The organism is Halorubrum halodurans (assembly GCF_002252985.1).
Lineage (GTDB): Archaea > Halobacteriota > Halobacteria > Halobacteriales > Haloferacaceae > Halorubrum > Halorubrum halodurans.
Map to the genome: position 1 here is coordinate 12,556 of NZ_NHPJ01000071.1, position 17,919 is coordinate 30,474.

The following is a 17,919-nucleotide window of genomic DNA, read 5'->3' on the forward strand; positions in this document are numbered from 1 at the left end:
AGTCGGTGATAACCGTTCGGTGTGGGCGAACGCGGCCGGGACCGGGTGTATCCGCCGGATCGGTGGCCGAGCGCCTACAGCCGGATCCGCTTGACCGCGGTGCCAGCGCTCTCGAACTCCGCGTCCGTGGCGGCCGCGACCACGACGGTTCGGGCCCCGACATCCGCGAGCCGGACCTCGAACGTGCCGTCCGTCGGGACCGACAGCGCCGACCCGTCGGCGGTGAACGCCGCGACCCGCTCGCCGGTCGTCTCGCCCGCGACGACGACCGCGCCGTCTTCGAGTTCGGCGTCGGCGGTCAGCTCCGGGGCCGCGGGGCGGTCACGCTCGACGAAGCGGTCGCGGACGACCGCCGGCGTCTCGACGGGCTCGCCGGCGTCGACGCCGTGAGCGAGGCGGATGAACCCCGCCATCGACCAGGCGAGCGGCGTCGCCCCCCCGGTCCCCTCGCCGAACTCCCAGCCGTAGTCGGTCGGGTGTTCGCGGTCCCACACCTGCTCGGGGAGCATCCGACCGTCGTTGCCGAAGCCGGCCATCGTCTCGAGCAGCGAGTCCGGCGCGAGCGCGTCCTCGTCGGTGCCGCCGAAGGCGTCCGGGCCGTCGGCGCGGGCGCGGAGCTCGTACTCGCCGCGCTCGCCGGTGAAGATCGGCCAGAGCCGCCCCCTCCCGTCGCCGGTGCCGGCCCACGGGCCGCCGGGGTCGCCGTAGCCGAGCTCGCCGTAGGCGTCGCCGACGTAGCGGTACCAGGCGGGGCCGTGCGGGGTGTCGACCCGGATCGAGTCGTCGACGACCTCGACGGAGTTGCGGACGACCGGGTCGTCGGCGGGCTTCACGCCGAGCCGGACGAGCTCGAGGAAGCCGCCGTCGACGATCTCGCGCTCGTCGTAGGTCGGCCCGTCGTTGGCGATCGTCCGCGGCCGGCCGGCGTTCGGGTCGCCGTCGGCGGTGATCCGGAGGTAGTAGGGCGTCTCGTCGTGGCGGTCCGTCCCCGTGTCCGTCGCACACCACTCCTCGACGCGGTCGGCCCAGTCGTCGGCGAGCGCGAGCCACGCGAGCGCGTCCGCACGGAGGGATCCGGGTGACGGCGCGTCGCCCGTGCCGGAATCGTCGTCAGCCTCCGCGGCGGAGCCGCCGGCCTCGATCCGGTCCGCCTCCGCGAGCGCGAGCGCGGCCGCACACGTCAGCCCCGCGATCTCGGCGGCGATGCTCGACGGCGAGTAGCCCGCCTCCTCCTCCCAGCGCTCCTGGGCGGTCTGCGGGCCGTTCCGGGCCACGTACCCGACCGACCGGCGGACCTGATCGTAGTCGTAGTCGGCCTCGGCGAGCGTCACGCCGTGTTCGTACAGCTGCCACGCCATCACGGAGGGGAACGCGATGTTGTCCATCTGCTCGCCGCCCCAGCGGGTCCGCCCGTCGATGTAGGTGTTCTGCGGGAGGAAGCCCGACTCGTCCTGTTGGGTGTTGTAGAGGTACGCGAGCGCGTCCGCACCGCGGTCCACCTCGCCGACCTCGATCAGCGCGGTGAACACCTGGTAGAGGTCGCGCGACCAGACGAAGTTGTAGCCGTAGCCGCGGTCCTGCTCGGCGTACTCCGTCTCGCCCCACGGGACCGAGGGGCTGGCGATCCCGGCCCCGTCGTGCCGTTTGTCCTCGACGGCGGCGAGCGTCATCAGCGCGACCCGGTACTGCGCCTCGAGGTCGGGGTCGGCGGTCACGGCGTCCGGGTACTCCCGACCGGCGAGCCACTCGCGCCACGTGTCGACGTACGCCGACTCGACCGCCTCGAAGCCACGGGAGAGCGCGCCCTCCGCCTCGCCGAGCGCCGCGGCGGTGTCGCCCCGCTCGGCGAAGCCGAGCGCGACCGTCTCGGAGAGGGTGGTCCCGCTTCCGAGCAGGCCCGCGAGCACGACGTTGCCGCTTGCCGTCGGGTCGACCTCGCCGGCCGGCGCCCGCTCGCCGCGCCCGAACAGCGACTCGAGCCCGTCGTCGTTCGCGTCGAACGCCCCCGCCCAGGAGAATCCGTCGCCGCTCGTGACCGCGGCGGCGACCTCGAACGGCTCGCCGTCGTCGTCGACCAGCTTCCCCGGCGGGCGGCTCCCGCTCTCGCTGTGGGCGAGCAGGTGGTACGGACCGTCGCCGACCCGGTTGCCGTGGTCGTCGGTGCCGACGTTCGCGAGCGCGGTGTCGGCGACGGCGTACACGTCGTACGCGCGAGCCCCCTCGAACTCGACGTCCGCGAGGATCGCGTCGCCCGCGGTGTCGACCGCGTACTCGACCGTGAGCGTCCAGCTGTGGCCGTGGCCGTCGCCCGACTCGCGGATCGTCTGTCTGTACGCGAGCGCGTCCGCGGCGCTCGGCTCCGTGGACCGCGTGATCGTCTCCGTCGTCGTCACGTGGCCCGTCTCGTCGAAGGTCCGGACGGTGTGCCCCGTCTCCGGATCGGCGATCAGGAAGTCGAACGTCCGGAGGTTCATCACGTCGATCCGGGGGAACCGCGCCTCCGTCAGCGCCCCCTCGGTCAGCGTGAACCAGACGGGGACCGGGTCGTCCGCGGCGTGGTCGGCGGGCGTGCCGACGCCGAACTTCCGGCCGGTCGTCCACCGCGGGGCCTCCGGACCGCTCGGGCGGTCGTGCGGCACCGGCAGCGCCCCGTGCCGCGCGAGCGTCGCGGTGGCGTCGAGCCGGAGGGCGTGCGCCCACGCGATCGGCGTCGCGCTGTCGAGGTCGCCGTCGTCGAAGACCTGCTCCGCGAGCAGGCCCGACTCGTTCGCGAAGGGACCGTCGGGCTCACACAGCGCGTACAGCCGCCGGGCCGCGGAGAAGAGCGGGTCCGCCGCCTCGCCGCGGGACTGGAGGATCCCGCCGACGGTGCCGGCCGCGACCGCGCCCCACAGCGTCGCGATCGACCACACCTTCGCGCCGCCCTGTTCCGCCGTCCGCCAGTCGTCGCCGACGAACCGGACCAGTCCCTCGACGTGCTCCGTCTCGCGTCCCAGCGCGTCGATCGACGTCCGGACGTGCGTCGACACCTGCGAGACGAGCGCTTCGAGGTCGACCGCGTCGGAGACCGGCGGAAGCGGCGGCTCCGCCCCGGCCGCGTCGCCGGCGTGGTTCGAGCGCTCCGCCGCGAGCGCGTCGTACTCGTCGAGCGCGTCCGCGAGCGCGAAGGTGCTGGCGTCGGCGCGCTCGTCGCCGTCGCCGTTGCTGGCGCGCTGCGGGAACCGCTCGAGTTCGGGGATCCAGCGGTCCTGGAGGCCCGCGGCCGCGTCGTCGGCGGCGGTCGCGGCCGCGGCCCGCAGGTCCGCCCCGAGGGGCGCACGCGCGACCGCGGCGAACGCCCGGAGGTACGTCGCGCCCGTGTGCGTGAACCGCCCGATGGCGTTCTCCCAGCAGTTCTGACAGCGGCGGGGGAGCCCGTCGTCGAGCGTCGTCTCCCGGAGGAACGCGACCGCGTCGGCGATCGCCTCGTCGATCCGGCCGCGGAGGGGCTCGGGAACCTCGGTGGTGCGCCGGAGCTCGGCGAGGAACGCGACGACCGACGCCGGCTGGTCGAGCTGGTCGTTCGCGGTCTCCCCGTTCCCGGACTCGATCCGGGCGTTCGCCCAGCCCGGCGCGACCTTGCCGGAGTCGGCCCAGACGCGGTGGGGCCAGCTGCCGTCGGCGTCCTGGGTGCGACAGAGGAACGCCGCCGACGCGAGCAGGTCCTCGCGCGCGTCCAATCCGAGCTCCTCGCTCGCGTCGAGCAGGGCGCTCGAGGCCTCCGCCTCGTCGCGGAACCAGGTGTAGCCGTAGCCGCCGGAAGTGGCGTAGAAGTGGTCGAACTCGGGGCCGGCGATCCGCCCGCCGGAGGCCGACTCGAGGAGGTCGAGCGCGCGGAGGTCGCTCGCGACGGTCGACCCCCGCGGGACCGCGTCGGGGACCGCCGGCGCGCGCGCCTCGGCCGCCTCGCGGACGCTGTCGGTGTCGGCGTGGGCCGCCGCGATCCGCGAGACCGCCTCGAGCCGGTCGGCGCGGTCGGCGTCCTCCGCGAGGCGAGCCCCGTCGTGGGGCGTCTCCGAGTCCGCACCGTCCGAGCCCGCTCCGTTCCCGTCGAGGACCGGGCGACTCACGAGGGTGACGCGCTCGGTCCGCCCGTCGCGCTCGAAGGGGGCCCGCACGACGACGTCCGGCGTGAGGCTGGTGTCCTCCCGTTCGTCGATCTCCCCGCGGTGGGGGGTCCGGCCGTCGTCCTCGCCGAGCAGCTGGGGGATCGTCTCCTGTCGCTGGCCGTGCGCCGCCGAGAGGCCGGTGGAGGCGGTGAGGAAGTCGTGCTCGCGGCGGTGGAACACCTCGATCACGTCGCCGCCCGCGGGACCGTCACCCTCGTGGACGAGGTTGCCGACGCGGCCCTCGACCATGTCGGGCGCGAACGCGCAGCTGGCGACGAGGTCGGCGTTCGCCGGCGGCGCCCCGCGGAGGACGACGTGCGTGAGGTGGGCGTCGCCGACGACGAGGTCGAACTGGTGGACCGTGTATCGACCGGCGTCGTACTCGGTCTCGACGAGCGGGGTGTCGCCGTCGTAGTGCTGTCGGGTGGTCTCGAGGTCGGCGAGCCACCGAACCCCGCCGCTGCCGGCGATCCCGATCCGGATCCGGTCGGTCCCGCCCACGCCGGAGAGCGCGTACGAGCAGTCGTGAGCGTCGCCGTCCGGTCCGACGTGGACCAGCCGACCGCCGTCGCCGGTGAACGCCCCGACGGTTGTGGGCCGCTCCGTCGAGTAGCGTTCGCCGCGGCGACGTTTGTGTTCCGTGATCGCGGTTCGCAGTCGCATGCGAGTCCTGCCGGCCGCGGGAGCAAAAGCCTTGACGGACCGGGCGAAGCTACTCGCCGCGCTCGAGACGCCAGTTTGGCGGCGAGAGCAACACGGAAGGCCCTCCGCGTCGATGGGCGAGCATGCACCATCCCGGACCCCCACGGTTCGTCTCCACCGGCGAGACGGTACAGCTCGCGCCGCGGGACCCGGACCCGGCCGGACGCTACGCGTGGCGGGTCGCGGACGCCCCGCCGACGAGCGACTCGACGGTCGGCCCCGAGTCCGTGACCGAGTTCACCCCGGACGTTCCGGGCCAGTACCGGCTCGGGCTCGAGGCGCCCGACGGGGACCACCTGTTGACCGTACTGGCGTTCGACGCGGCCTACGAGGGGGTCGACGTCGCCGGCGGCAGCGGGGAGGCGGTCCGCGACCGCGACGCGGACCGGGCGGGGATCGACTACGCGGCCGGCCGGCTCGCCGACGACGGCGGCCCGCCGCGGGTCGAACTCGCCGCCGAGGTCGAGGACGGCGCGGTCGTCGTCCGCGCGGCCGCGACGCCGAACCCGTCCTCGTCGCTCGCGGCCGCCGACCTCGCCGTGCGGTTCGTGATCGACGACCGCGACGTCGCCGCGGCGGTCGCGGCGGGCAGGACGAACCCGCGCGACGCGATGGCCGTGGCCGAGACCGAGACGGGCGCGACGCTCCGCCTGCCGGCCGGATCGGTCCCCGACCGGCTGCGCGTTCACGCGGTCGCCGTCGCCCGCGAGCCCGGCGAGGACGACCGCGTCAGCGTCGCCGACGCCGTCTCGGTCGAGCGCGCCGACGCCGAGGGAACCGACCCCTTCGGCGCCTCCGCTCCCGACGACGCCTTCACCGTGACCCGGCCGAACCGCCCGCCCGCCTGGACCGCGGACGCGAGCGTCTACGAGGTGTACGTCCGGACCTTCGCCGACGCGGATCGGGGGGAGACGCTCGCCGCGATCGAGGCGCGGCTCCCCGAGATCGCCGAGTTGGGCGTCGACACGCTGTGGCTCACGCCCGTGCTCGAGAACGACGGGAAGCCCCACGGCTACAACATCACGGACTTCCGCTCGATCGCCGACGACCTCGGCGACCGCGACGACTACGAGCGACTGGTCGAGACGGCCCACGACCACGGGATGCGGGTGCTCTTCGACCTCGTGTTGAACCACACCGCCCGCGACCACCCGTGGTTCCGGGACGCCAACCGGAACCCCGACTCGCCGTATCGCGACCGCTACGAGTGGAGCGAGTCCGGCGAGCCGGAGACGTACTTCGACTGGGAGCTGATCGCGAACCTGAACCACGCGAACCTGGACGTCAGGCGGTACCTCCTCGACGTGGTCGACGAGTGGGCGCCCCTGGTCGACGGCTTCCGCTGTGACATGGCGTGGGCGGTCCCCGACTCGCTCTGGCGGGAGATCCGCGACCGCGTGAAGGCGACCGACCCGGAGTTCCTGTTGCTGGACGAGACGATCCCGTACGTCCCACGGTTCCACGAGGGGATGTTCGACGTCCACTTCGACGCGACGCTGTACTTCCAGCTCCGCCAGATCGGTCGCGGCCACGAGCCGGCCGACGCCGTGATCGACGCGGTCGAGAGGCGCGCCGCGGTCGGGTTTCCCGACCACGCCGGCTTCCTCCAGTACGTCGAGAACCACGACGAGACCCGCTATCGGGTGGAGTGTGGCGACGACGCCGCGGCCGCCGCGGCCGCGGCGACGTTCACGCTGCCGGGCGTGCCGATGGTGTACGCCGGCCAGGAGATCGGCCAGCGCGGCCGGCGCGACGCGATCGCGTGGGATCACGCCCGCGAGGAGATCCGCGAGCGCTACGCCCGGCTGTCGGCCGCCCGCGACGCGCACCCGGCGCTCGGTCCCGCGGGCGACCTCGACCGGGTCGACTACCGGGTCGCCGGCGGCGGGACGGGAGAACGGCAGATCGCCGCCGAGAGCGACGCGGTCCACCCCGACGACGTGGTGGCGTTCCGTCGCGAACACGGCTCGGAGGCGCTCGTGGTCGTCCTCAACTTCGCGCCGGGCGAGGCGCTCGTCGCCGTCGACGCCGACCACGGGCGGCTCGACGTCGTCACGGGCGACCCCTGCGTGGAGGCCGACGCCGAGGGGGGAGACCGGATCCGCGTCGACGACGTGGCGGTGGTGCCGGCCGAGTGACGCGACCGACACGACCGACGCGACCGACGCGACGGTGATCGCCGCGGCGGCGCGGCGAGACGTCGCGCGCGGACGCAACGCTTGAGTCGGTGGCCGTCGCAGGCGTAGCCATGCGATTCGATCGTTCCGACGGAGTGTTCTGTCACGTCACGTCGCTGCCGGGGCCGCACGGCATCGGCGACCTCGGCGACGGCGCGGCGGCGTTCCTCTCGTTTCTCGGCGAGGCCGGCGTCGACTACTGGCAGGTGTGTCCGCTCGGGCCGACCATCGGCGCCGCCGGGGAGTCGCCGTACCAGTCGCCCTCGGCGTTCGCCGGCAATCCGCTTCTGATCGACCTGGAGGGGCTCGTCGACGACGGCTGGCTCGAGGCGGACGAGCTGGAGCCGGTCCCCGACTTCCCGACCGAGCGGGTCGACTACGCGGCGGTCCGGGAGTACAAGCTTCCGCTGTTGCGGACCGCGTTCGAGCGGTTCGAGTCGGAGCGGGCGGAAGACGCGGCGGCGACGGGAGACGCGGCGGCGGCGTTCGACGCCTTCCGCGAGCGGGAGCCGTGGGCGAGCGAGTACGCGCTGTTCCGGGCACTCTCGGCCGCCAGACCGGAGGACACCTGGGTCGAGTGGCCGGAGCCGCTCCGCACGCGCGAGCCGGACGCGCTCGCGGCGGCGCGGGAGGAGCACGCCGAAACGATCCGGTACCACGAGTTCTGCCAGTGGACCTTCGACCGGCAGTGGGCCGACCTGCGGGACCGCGCCGCGGAGGCGGGCGTCGAGATCGTCGGCGACGTGCCGATCTACGTCGCGCTCGACTCCGCGGACGTGTGGGCGAACCCGGAGGCGTTCCGGCTCGACGCGGGGAACCGCCCCGCCGCGGTGGCGGGCGTGCCGCCGAACGCCGGCGACGACGGGCAGCGCTGGGGGAACCCCGTCTACGACTGGGAGCGGCTCGCCGAGAACGACTACGGCTGGTGGATGGAGCGGTTCCGCCGGCTGTTCGATCTCGCCGACGTCGCCCGGCTCGACCACTTCCTCGGGTTCGTGCGGTACTGGGCGATCCCCGCCGACGCCGACGACCCGGCCGCGGGCGAGTGGCGCGACGGACCGGGGCGGGCGCTCTTCGAGGCGGTCGAGCGCGAGTTCGGCGAGGCCCCCTTCATCGCGGAGGACCTCGGATTCGAGGACGCGCGGATGGACGACCTGATGGCCGACTTCGGCTTCCCCGGGATGCGGGTGCCCCAGTACGCGAACTGGAGGGAGGCGGGCAACCCGTACCAGCCGATGCACTACCCCGAGCGGGTCGTCGGCTACACCTCCACGCACGACACCGACACCTGGGTCGGCTACTACGAGGACCTCCCACCCGGAGAGCGCGACGCGCTCCACTACAACCTCGGGTACGACGGCGACCGGCCGATCGAGTGGGCGATCGTCGAGGAGGTGTGGAGCTCGGAGGCGATCCTCGCGATGACGACCGTCCAGGACCTGCTCGGGCTCGGCAGCGACGCGCGGTTCAACGAGCCGGGGACCGTCGACGGCAACTGGGAGTGGCGCGTCGAGCGCGACGCGCTGAGCGACGACCTCGCCGGGCGGCTCCGCGAGCTCGGCGAGTTCCACGTGCGGTGACGGCGAACCGACTCGCCCTGGATCGAACACAGCCCGAGCCCGTCCCGCCCGTCGGCGCGCGCGAAACGAGAAAAGTCGCGCGGGGGAGCGTCGGCCGGGCTGCCGGCTTCGATCGGTTCGAGACTTGGGGGGTGAGGTGTGGAGGAACGACCCGCGCCGTCAGCGTCAGTAGCCGCCGTCGCGGCCGATGATGAGGTACAACACGATCCCGAGGAGCGGCGCGAGGAAGACCACGATCGCCCACAGGATCGGGGGATGATCGCTTCGTTTCTGTGCGTCGTTGTACGTCCAGACGATCATCGCGATGTGTGCGACGAACATCAGGAGGGCGAAGAGCAGGGAGAACACCGCGACGGCGCCACCCTGCAGCGGGACGGCTGGAACCATACGAGCGCGGTCGGCGCCCGACGCCAAGTGCTTTTCCCTCGAGCGTGGCGACGAGCCGCCGGCTCGACCGCGACCCGCCGATCCGGCGACGACGAACCGTTTTTATCCCGGCGGAGAGCCGTAGGCGTATGGAACTCCCAGTCGACGCGGACCGACTCAGAGCGGACATCGAGGGGAACGCGGCGTTCGGCCGGCTCGACCTCGAGGACCCCGACTCGCACGGCCGGACGAACCGCGCCGGCAGCGAGGCGAACCGCGAGGCGCGAGACCGGCTCGTCGCGCGGCTCGAGGACGCCGGGATGGACGTGACCGTCGACGCGATCGGCAACGTCGCCGGGGAGTGGGTGCCGGACTCCGCGGACCCGGACGCCGCGCCCGTCGCCTGCGGGAGCCACCTCGACAGCGTCCCCGAGGGCGGGATCTTCGACGGCCCCCTCGGCGTGTACGCCGCCCTCGAGTCCGTGCGCGCGATGCGCGACGCCGGCGTCGAGCCCCAGCGCCCGGTGGTCGTCGTCAGCTTCACCGAGGAGGAGGGCGCGACCTACGGCAACGGGCTGCTCGGCTCGAGCGTCGCGACCGGCGTGACCGACCTCGAGGAGGCGCTCGGCTACGAGAACGACGACGGCGAGACGCTCGGCGAGGCGCTCGCGTCGATCGGCTACCGCGGCGAGGGGACGGAGACGCTCGACCCGGCCGGGTGGGACGCCTTCTACGAGCTCCACATCGAACAGGACACCACGCTCGAGGAGGCGGGCGTCGACGCCGGGATCGTCACGACGATCACGGGGATCAGCCACTGCGAGGCGACGATCCTCGGTGAGGCGAACCACGCGGGCGCGACCGCGATGGACGAGCGGACCGACGCGCTCGCGGCCGCGAGCGAGTTCGTGCTCGACGTCGAGGCCGCCGCCAACGAGATCGTCGCGGAGTCCTCGGAGACCGCCGTCGGCACCGTGGGCTCGCTGTCGGTCTCGCCGAACGCGACGAACGTCGTCCCCGGCCGCGTCGAGGCCGGCGTGGACGTCCGCGACGTGGAGGCCGAGTCGATGGACGCGATCGCCGAGGCGGCCCGCGAGTCGCTCGCCCGCCTGGAGCGCGAGCGGGGCGTCGAGACCGACTTCGAGCGCCCGTTCGACGTCGCGCCGGAGCCGATGAGCGACCGGCTCCGCGAGGCCGCACACGGAGCCGCGGACGCGGCGGGCCGGTCGGCGATCGACCTCCACTCGGGGGCCGCACACGACGCGATGCGGGTCGCGCGGGTCACCGACGCCTCGCTGCTCTTCGCGCCCTCCCGCGACGGGATCTCGCACAACCCGCGCGAGTGGACCGACTGGGCGGAATGCGCGGCGGCGACCGAGGTCCTCGCGGGCGCGATCGCGCAGACCGCCGGCGCCGACGAGTAGTCGGACCGGGCCGCCGCGGCCGGGTGATCGGACGAGCCGCCGCGGCCGGCGTGTTCGTGGCCACCGCGGAGCCGCTCGCCGGGTGGCCCGCGGTCGGCGACTACCCGGCGAATCTCGTCGCCGAGCGGCTGGCGTTCGTGCTCGCGCTGTTCGCGCTGCTCTTCGGCACCTATCGGCTGCTCGCGGACGTGCTGATGCGCTCCGCGAACAAGCGCCGGGCGTACGACACGCGGAACCTCCTGCGGCTCGCGTTCGGCTTCGTCGGGACCGTCGGGACGCTCGCGGTGGTGACCGACAACTGGCTCGGGCTCCTCTTCTCGCTCGGCGTCGTCGGGTTCGCGGTCACCTTCGCGCTCCAGCAGCCGCTGCTCTCGCTCATCGCGTGGGTGTACATCACGGTCAAGCGGCCGTACGGGGTCGGCGACCGGGTCCGCATCGGCGACGCCAAGGGCGACGTGATCGAGGTGGAGTTCCTCGTGACGACGCTGTGGGAGATCGACGGCGAGCTCGTCAGCACGAACCAGCCGTCCGGCCGGGTCGTGACCGTTCCCAACAGCGTCGTGCTCTCCTCGAACGTGGTCAACTTCGGCGGCGGCGGGTCGCCGTACGTCTGGAACGAGGTCGCGGTCCAGGTCGCCTACGAAACCGACCTCGAGTTCGCCCGCGAGCTGATGCGCGAGGAGGCGACGGACCTGCTCGGCGAGGAGATGGCTCGGGGGATCGCCGCCTACCGGGACGCGCTCTCGGAGACGCCCGTCGAGCTCGAGGTCAGCGACGGGCCGACGGTCAACGTGACGCAGGGGGAGTCGTGGGTGGAGCTCCGTCTCCGGTACCTCACGCATCCGCGACGCGGTCAGCGGGCGAAGAACGCCCTGTACGAGCGCATCCTCGGTCGGTTCAACGAGCACCCGGACCGGGTCGCGTTCCCGGTGAGCCGGAGCCGGTAGCCGGGGGCGGCCGTCGCAGGCGCCGCCGGACGGGAGCGCTCGACGGAATCGGCGTGGAGCGGTGGAGTTAGGTGCCGTCCTCACGATTTGAACACGATGGAAGCGGCACTCTGGTACGTGTTGACCGGAACGCGGGGCGGGGCGAACCGCGTCCGGCTGCTGCGAGCGCTCGACGAGCGCCCGCGAAACGCGAACCAGCTGGCCGAGGACCTCGACCTGGACTACAAGACGGTGCGACACCACCTCGACGTCCTGATGGAGAACGGGGTCGTCGAGAGCAGCGGCGACGACTACGGCGCGGTCTACCTGCCGACGCCGCGAGCGCGCCAGCACTGGGAGACGATCGAGACGATCATGGAGCAGACCGATGACACGTGATCGGAGGGTCCGCCCGCCGGATCGGCGCGAAATTCGGAACGAATTTGGGAAAGCGGTTATACCCCCACACCCGATAGCAGGTGTACGATGAGTTTCTGGTTCGACGTGGCACGGTTCTCCGCGGGGCTGAACGTGGCCCTGCTCCTCGCGCTCGTCTGGGTGTGGGGACGGAACTACCTCCAGTTCCGGTCGAAGCACACCCTCGGACTGGTGATGTTCGGCGGGTTTCTGCTCGGGGAGAACGCGCTCGCGCTCTACATCTATCTGGTCGATCCGATGCTGTCGGCGTGGTTCGCGAGCGAGGCGGTCCCGCCGGTCGCCTGGCGGGCCATGATGGGACTCCACGTGCTCCAGACGGCCGGACTGCTGTTTCTCGTGTGGGTCACGTGGGACTGACGGGGACGGTTTCCACGGCGCATCGCCCTTCCGTCTCGTGTGCGTCCCGTCGCTGATACCGGGTCGAGAGCCTTCCCCGCCGAGTCGGTTCCCGCGGACGCCGCCGGACCGTCGCCGTCAGCCGCCGGACGTCCATCGAATTCCGTCCCCTCCTCGTCGCGGACTCGATCGCCGCCTCTACGACCGATCCGGTTCGGTTTCGGAACGAATTTGGGTGGGAAGGTGGCCGCAGTTCGGCAAATCGATTTTTACGTCCTCCCGGTCGGCTCTGCCATGCGCAACAGCGCATTCACATCGGCGATGGTGGTCGTGCTCGTCGTGTCGGCAGTCGCCGGCGCGGCGGGCGCGGTCACGGCACAGAGTACGGAGCAAGCGGCGAGCGTGAGCTTCTCCGGCGGAACGTCCGGCGGGTCCACGCTCGTCGTCGACGACGTCCGCGTTCCCGACGGCGGGTTCGTGACGATCCACGACGACACGCTGGCCGACGGGGACGTGCTCGGCAGCGTCGTCGGCACGAGCGCGTACCTCGAGGCCGGGACACACGAGAACGTGACCGTCGAACTGACCGACGGGATCGACACGGGCACGTTCCACGCGATGGCCCACCGGGACACCGACGGCGACCGCGCGTACACGTTCGTCTCCTCGAACGGCGGGGCCGACGGCCCCTACACGGTCGACGGCGAGATCGTGACGGAGAACGCGGAGGTGACCGCGTCGGCGACCGTCGCGGCGGTCGACCAGCCCACCGAGGGTAGCTCGGTCGTCGTCGACCGCGTCGAACTGAGCGAGGGCGGGTTCGTGACTGTCCACGACTCCTCGCTCGGCGACGGCGCGGTGCTCGAGAGCGTCCGCGGCACGAGCGAGTACCTGGAGGCCGGCGTCCACGAGGACGTTCGCGTCCGGCTCGACGACCCCCTGACCGAGAACGACTCGCTGTTCGCGATGGCTCACCGGGACACGAACGACGACGAGACGTACGACTTCCTCGCCACCGAGGGGGAGGCGGACGGGCCGTACCTCGACGGCGACGACGAGATCGTGATGGCCGGCTTCGACGCCGAGCTCGACGACGAGGCTCGCGCGACGTTCGACGCACGGACGAGCGGCGGCAACGCGGTCGTCGTCGACGAGGTGTACCTGCCCGACGGCGGCTTCGTGACGATGCACGACTCCTCGCTCGGCGACGGCGCGGTTCTCGAGAGCATCCGCGGCACCAGCGGCTACCTCGAACCGGGCGTCCACCGAGACGTCGTCGTCCCGCTTGACGACCCCCTGACCGAGGACGGCACGCTGTTCGCGATGGCCCACCGTGACACGAACGACGACGAGACGTACGACTTCCTCGCCACCGACGGGGCGGCGGACGGGCCGTACACCACCGACTCCGGCGACGTCGTGATGGACGACGGTGCGGTGACCGTCTCCGCGAGCGTCGCCTTCGACGGGCGGACCGCCGACGGGACGACGGTCACCGTCGACCGCGTCGACGTGAGCGAGGGCGGGTTCGTGACGATCCACGACGCGTCGCTCGCCGGCGGTGCGGTCTTCGATTCGGTGCGGGGCACGAGCGAGTACCTCGAACCCGGCGTTCACGAGGACGTCGTGATCGAACTCGACGAGCCGACCCGCGACACTCACCGGCTGGTCGCGATGCCGCACACGGACTCGGACGGCGACCGGGCCTACGACTTCCTCGCCACCGAGGGGGAGAACGACGGCCCCTACGTCGACGGCGACGGGGAGATCGTGATGACCGACGCAACGGTACAGGTCGCCGCGTTCGTCGAGACGTCCGACCAGGAGACCGACGGCGGGACGGTCGTCGTCGAGGACGTGACGCTTCACGACGGCGGGTTCGTGACGGTCCACGACGACACGCTGGCCGACGGGGCGGTCCTCGAGAGCGTCCGCGGCACGAGCGAGTACCTCGCGCCCGGCACGCACACTGAGGTCGAGGTCACGCTCGAGGACCCGCTGACGGAGGACGGTACCGTCCTCGCGATGGCGCACCGGGACACGAACGGCGACGAGACGTACGACTTCCTCGCCACCGACGGGGCGGCGGACGGGCCGTACGTGGCCGCCGGATCGCCGGTGACGTCGTCCGCCGAGTTGACGATCACCGGCGGCGAGGCGACGGCCGAAGAGGACATGAGCGACGATGAGGTGACGGCCGACGACGGGATGGCGGGCGACGACGGGATGGGCGGTTCGGCCGACGGCGACGGGGCGGAGGACGGAACGATGGCTGACGGCGCCGGGACGGAGGACGGAGCGACGACCGAGGACGAGATGGCCGCGAACGGAACGACCGACGACGACACGCCCGGATTCGGCGTCGTCGCCGCGCTCGTCGCACTCGTCGCGGGCGCTCTCGTGGCGCGCCGCCGACCGTGAGATCCGCACGGGAGCGTTCGATCCGCGCCGGCGGTTGACTGCCTTCTTTTTATACTTGGAAGCGGACGGTACCGAGTGTCACGGGTCGTCCGCGGACCCACACCGATCGCGAAGAAACGGCCAGCTGTAGCCATGCGTTCCCTATCCATCCGAGATCCCGATTTTTCTGATCCCGACATATTTATATACTTTTAGCACTTACTGTTAGTTAACGAATCGGGCACCCCCGGCTCCGCATTTTCGTCGGGAGTTCGATCGGAGAACACCCAATGACTGAGACACGCATTCGACGGTACGAGCGGGACGAGGCGGTCGACCGAGCTGACGCTTCGGAGCGAGCAGACGAGGAGAACGGCGAGACGGAGCGATCGGAGAACAGCCGGGTGACGACCTGCCCGGAGTGTTCGGGCCGTCTCGTGACGGACACCGAACACGGAGAGACGGTGTGTGCGGACTGCGGCCTCGTCGTCGAGGAGGACTCGGTCGACCGTGGACCGGAGTGGCGCGCGTTCGACTCGGCCGAGCGGGACAACAAGTCCCGCGTGGGCGCCCCGACGACGAACATGATGCACGACAAGGGGCTGTCGACCAACATCGGCTGGCAGGACCGGGACGGCTACGGGAAGTCGCTCTCGAGCCGACAGCGGGAGAAGATGCAGCGGCTCCGCACCTGGAACGAGCGGTTCCGCACCCGGAACTCGAAGGAGCGGAACCTGAAGCAGGCGCTCGGCGAGATCGACCGGATGGCCTCGGCGCTGGGGCTGCCGGACACCGTCCGCGAGACCGCCTCGGTCATCTACCGCCGCGCCCTGGGCGAGAACTTGCTTCCCGGCCGCTCCATCGAGGGCGTCGCGACGGCGTCGCTGTACGCGGCCGCCCGCCAGGTCGGCAACCCGCGAAGCCTCGACGAGTTCACCGCGGTCTCGCGCGTCGACAAGATGGAGCTCACGCGGACGTACCGCTACGTCGTCCGCGAGCTCGGCCTGGAGGTACAGCCGGCCGACCCCGAGAGCTACGTCCCGCGGTTCGTCTCGCGGCTCGACCTCCCCGAGGAGGTCGAGCGCCTCGCGCGGGAGCTCCTGGGAAGCGCGAAGGACGCCGGGATCACGAGCGGGAAGTCGCCGGTCGGACTCGCCGCCTCGGCCGTCTACGCCGCCGCCCTCCTGTCGAACCGGAAGGTGACCCAGAGCGAGGTGAGCGAGGTCGCCGACATCTCGGAGGTCACCATCCGCAACCGGTACAAGGAGCTACTCGAGGCCAGCGACCACCTGACCGCGTAAACCCGGCAGCGAGGCCCCGTCGACGAGGGAGCCGTGTTCAGCGTGACCGCGTCACGTACGTTTTTAATGCGACGGGCTGTACGACCCCGCATGGTCGAAGCGTTCGTCAGGCTGGTGTGTCCGGAGTGTACCAAGGAGTGGCAGGAGAACCCGGCGGAACTGCCCGGACTGCGCACGAACTTCAGCTGTTCCAGCTGTCACGCGACCCGACGGCTCACGGAGTTCATGCGGACCGAACGGGACCTCGAGACGGTTCGACAGTTCCAGTGATCCCGGAGGATCCGGCGTCATTCAGCGAGACGGAGAGTCTCGGGACTATATAGACGGGTGGTGTGGTAACTAGACTCAGGATAGTAATATAAGCCTCCGGTAGCAAAGGACCGTTACTCATGAAGAAACAGGAGCTCATCCACCTTCACGGCCTCCTGGCCGAGGTACGAAAACAGTGCGAGTTCTGGAACGACGACCTCGACCTCGACGCGTACGAGGAACTCGGCGTCAAGCCGACATCGATACACAAATCGAAGACGGACCACAAGGCGGCTGTTTTCAAACTGACCGAGGGGATCACGGAGCCGATGGAGGAGACGGAGTCGGAGCCGCTGGCCCCCACCGCGGACTGAGACTCGTCGAGTAGCCTACCGCCGTTCGCTACGCCCCGAGTGGCGACCACGTCGGCGGGACGGAACGATCACTCGGAGTCGTCGGTCGACGACTCGTCCGTCTCCGCGGTTATCTCCTCGACGGAGATCACCTTGAGCGGGATGTTGCGGAGCCGCTGGCCGATCTCCTTTCTGGCGATCCGTCTGGCGTGTTCGTCGCGATCGACGTTGAACACGTCCATCCGGAGCTCGAGCGCGACCAGCGCCTCGTCGGCGGCGATGAACGCGGGCGGCAGCTCCTCTCCCGACGGGGAGGTGCGACTCCCCATGTCGATCTCCACGTAGTTGAGGTCGGGATTCAGCATCTCGCCCGTCTTCGAGACCGCGATCCGGACCGCCTCGTCCGCGGTCTCGACGTCGTACACGGGAACGGCCGCCTCCACGACGACTCGACAGTCCATCACGTGAGGACGTACCGTGCGAACGAGTATGAAGGTTCGGCCGCGGAGCGGTCGCCGCCGCCTCGGGGAATCACTCTCCGCCGGCACGAAGGTAGTAGAACACGTACGTCTGGGCGTATCCGGCGTACTCGCCGCCGAACCGCTCGCGGATCGCGCGGGACGTCTCCGCGTACGATCCGCGGTCGCAGTCGGGATAATACTCCTCGATGGTCGTGTTGATCCACGTGTCGAGCGGGACCGCCTCGAGGAACCCGAGCGAGAAGAGCGCGACGCAGTCGGCCACCTTGTCGCCGACGCCGACGAACCGAGTCAGCGACTCCCGTGCCTCCTCGTACGGGAGGTCGACCGCCTCACGGGGATCCGCCTCCCCGGACGCGACCAGCTCCGCGGTCCGCCGGACGTAGGGCGCTCGATACCCGAGCGAGAGGTCCCGAAGGTCCGACTCGCTCCGTTCGGCGAGTCGCTCCGGGGCCGGGAACGCGTGGTAGGTTCTCCCGTCGAGTTCGACGGCGTCCCCGTACGTCTCCCGAAGCCCGCGCTGCATGCCATGTATTCGGGCGACGCGCATCTGTGCCGAGCAGATGAACGAGACGAGGCACGGAAACGCCGGGTCCCGAACCAGCCGCATCCCCTCGTATCGGTCGTAGGCCCGCTCCAGCAGCGGGAGGTCGGGCGTCGCGTCCCGGATCGCGTCGAGGTCGTCGTCGAGTCGGAGCAGGTGGGTGAGAAGCGGCACCGCGTCCGTCGACGCCTCCCACTCGAGCGTCCCGTCGTGAACGCCGCCGACCTGGCGGACTCGGAGGGGAACCCGCTCGTCCGTGACGTCCGGGATCGGGGCGACGACGGTCTCGTACCACTCGTCGCCGCCGTGGGCGTGGAGGTCCTCGTAGGTTCGACCGTCGAGAGCGGACAGAGCTACCTGTGGAACCGCGCCGACGGTCTCGTACCACTCGTCGCCGCCGTGGGCGTGGAGGTCCTCGTAGGTTCGACCGTCGGCGCGGTTCCACAGGTAGCTCTGTCCGCTCTCGACGGTCGCCTGGAGGTCGAAGGGTCCGGCG

Annotated in this window: 14 protein-coding genes; 10 read left to right on the forward strand and 4 right to left on the reverse strand. The window is 71.4% G+C overall.

Annotated elements, in window-relative coordinates; translation table 11 throughout:
- Positions 1–74: 74 nt before the first annotated feature.
- Positions 75–4,811: a glycoside hydrolase family 15 protein gene (locus DJ70_RS06975; protein WP_094531407.1), complete on the reverse strand. Its 4,737-nt coding sequence runs from the start codon at positions 4,809–4,811 to the stop codon at positions 75–77.
- A 122-nt stretch (positions 4,812–4,933) separates the two neighbouring features.
- Between DJ70_RS06975 and malA the strand changes: the two genes are divergently transcribed.
- Together malA and malQ are read left to right on the forward strand one after the other, a co-directional pair.
- Positions 4,934–6,988, forward strand: a complete 2,055-nt coding sequence (gene malA, locus DJ70_RS06980) for an alpha-amylase MalA (RefSeq protein WP_094531409.1) — start codon at positions 4,934–4,936, stop codon at positions 6,986–6,988.
- A gap of 110 nt (positions 6,989–7,098) precedes the next feature.
- Positions 7,099–8,607, forward strand: a complete 1,509-nt coding sequence (gene malQ, locus DJ70_RS06985) for a 4-alpha-glucanotransferase (RefSeq protein ID WP_094531411.1) — start codon at positions 7,099–7,101, stop codon at positions 8,605–8,607.
- Between the two features lie 165 nt (positions 8,608–8,772).
- Here the strand turns inward: malQ and DJ70_RS06990 are convergent, their stop codons facing one another.
- Positions 8,773–8,994 (reverse strand): PLDc N-terminal domain-containing protein, encoded by a 222-nt coding sequence (locus DJ70_RS06990; RefSeq protein WP_094531412.1) that lies wholly within the window; start codon positions 8,992–8,994, stop codon positions 8,773–8,775.
- 128 nt (positions 8,995–9,122) lie between these two features.
- On the opposite strand from DJ70_RS06990, the gene DJ70_RS06995 reads away from it, so the two are divergent.
- From DJ70_RS06995 to DJ70_RS07030, 8 genes are all read left to right on the forward strand, one after another.
- Positions 9,123–10,397, forward strand: a complete 1,275-nt coding sequence (locus tag DJ70_RS06995; RefSeq protein WP_094531414.1) for a Zn-dependent hydrolase — start codon at positions 9,123–9,125, stop codon at positions 10,395–10,397.
- A gap of 23 nt (positions 10,398–10,420) precedes the next feature.
- The gene (locus tag DJ70_RS07000; RefSeq protein WP_245810745.1) at positions 10,421–11,344 is read left to right on the forward strand and encodes a mechanosensitive ion channel family protein; all 924 of its coding nucleotides are present in this window, start codon (positions 10,421–10,423) and stop codon (positions 11,342–11,344) included.
- 96 nt (positions 11,345–11,440) lie between these two features.
- Positions 11,441–11,722, forward strand: coding sequence for a winged helix-turn-helix domain-containing protein (locus tag DJ70_RS07005; protein WP_094531418.1), 282 nt, complete (start codon positions 11,441–11,443; stop codon positions 11,720–11,722).
- Between the two features lie 87 nt (positions 11,723–11,809).
- Complete coding sequence (locus tag DJ70_RS07010; RefSeq protein WP_094531420.1) at positions 11,810–12,118, forward strand: hypothetical protein; 309 nt, start codon at positions 11,810–11,812, stop codon at positions 12,116–12,118.
- A 273-nt stretch (positions 12,119–12,391) separates the two neighbouring features.
- Positions 12,392–14,518, forward strand: a complete 2,127-nt coding sequence (locus tag DJ70_RS07015; RefSeq protein WP_094531422.1) for a DUF7282 domain-containing protein — start codon at positions 12,392–12,394, stop codon at positions 14,516–14,518.
- Between the two features lie 269 nt (positions 14,519–14,787).
- Positions 14,788–15,798: a transcription initiation factor IIB gene (locus tag DJ70_RS07020; protein ID WP_094531424.1), complete on the forward strand. Its 1,011-nt coding sequence runs from the start codon at positions 14,788–14,790 to the stop codon at positions 15,796–15,798.
- Positions 15,799–15,888: 90 nt separating this feature from the next.
- The gene (locus DJ70_RS07025) at positions 15,889–16,068 is read left to right on the forward strand and encodes a DUF7836 family putative zinc-binding protein (RefSeq protein WP_094531426.1); all 180 of its coding nucleotides are present in this window, start codon (positions 15,889–15,891) and stop codon (positions 16,066–16,068) included.
- A 119-nt stretch (positions 16,069–16,187) separates the two neighbouring features.
- Positions 16,188–16,421 (forward strand): UPF0058 family protein, encoded by a 234-nt coding sequence (locus DJ70_RS07030; protein WP_094531428.1) that lies wholly within the window; start codon positions 16,188–16,190, stop codon positions 16,419–16,421.
- A gap of 68 nt (positions 16,422–16,489) precedes the next feature.
- Here DJ70_RS07030 and DJ70_RS07035 read toward each other — a convergent pair whose 3' ends face one another.
- Both DJ70_RS07035 and DJ70_RS07040 read right to left on the reverse strand, forming a co-directional pair.
- Positions 16,490–16,861 (reverse strand): DUF555 domain-containing protein, encoded by a 372-nt coding sequence (locus tag DJ70_RS07035; protein WP_094531430.1) that lies wholly within the window; start codon positions 16,859–16,861, stop codon positions 16,490–16,492.
- 70 nt (positions 16,862–16,931) lie between these two features.
- Positions 16,932–17,919, reverse strand: a 988-nt coding sequence (locus tag DJ70_RS07040; RefSeq protein WP_245810747.1) for a DNA-3-methyladenine glycosylase family protein, incomplete at its 5' end; no start/stop codon positions are given.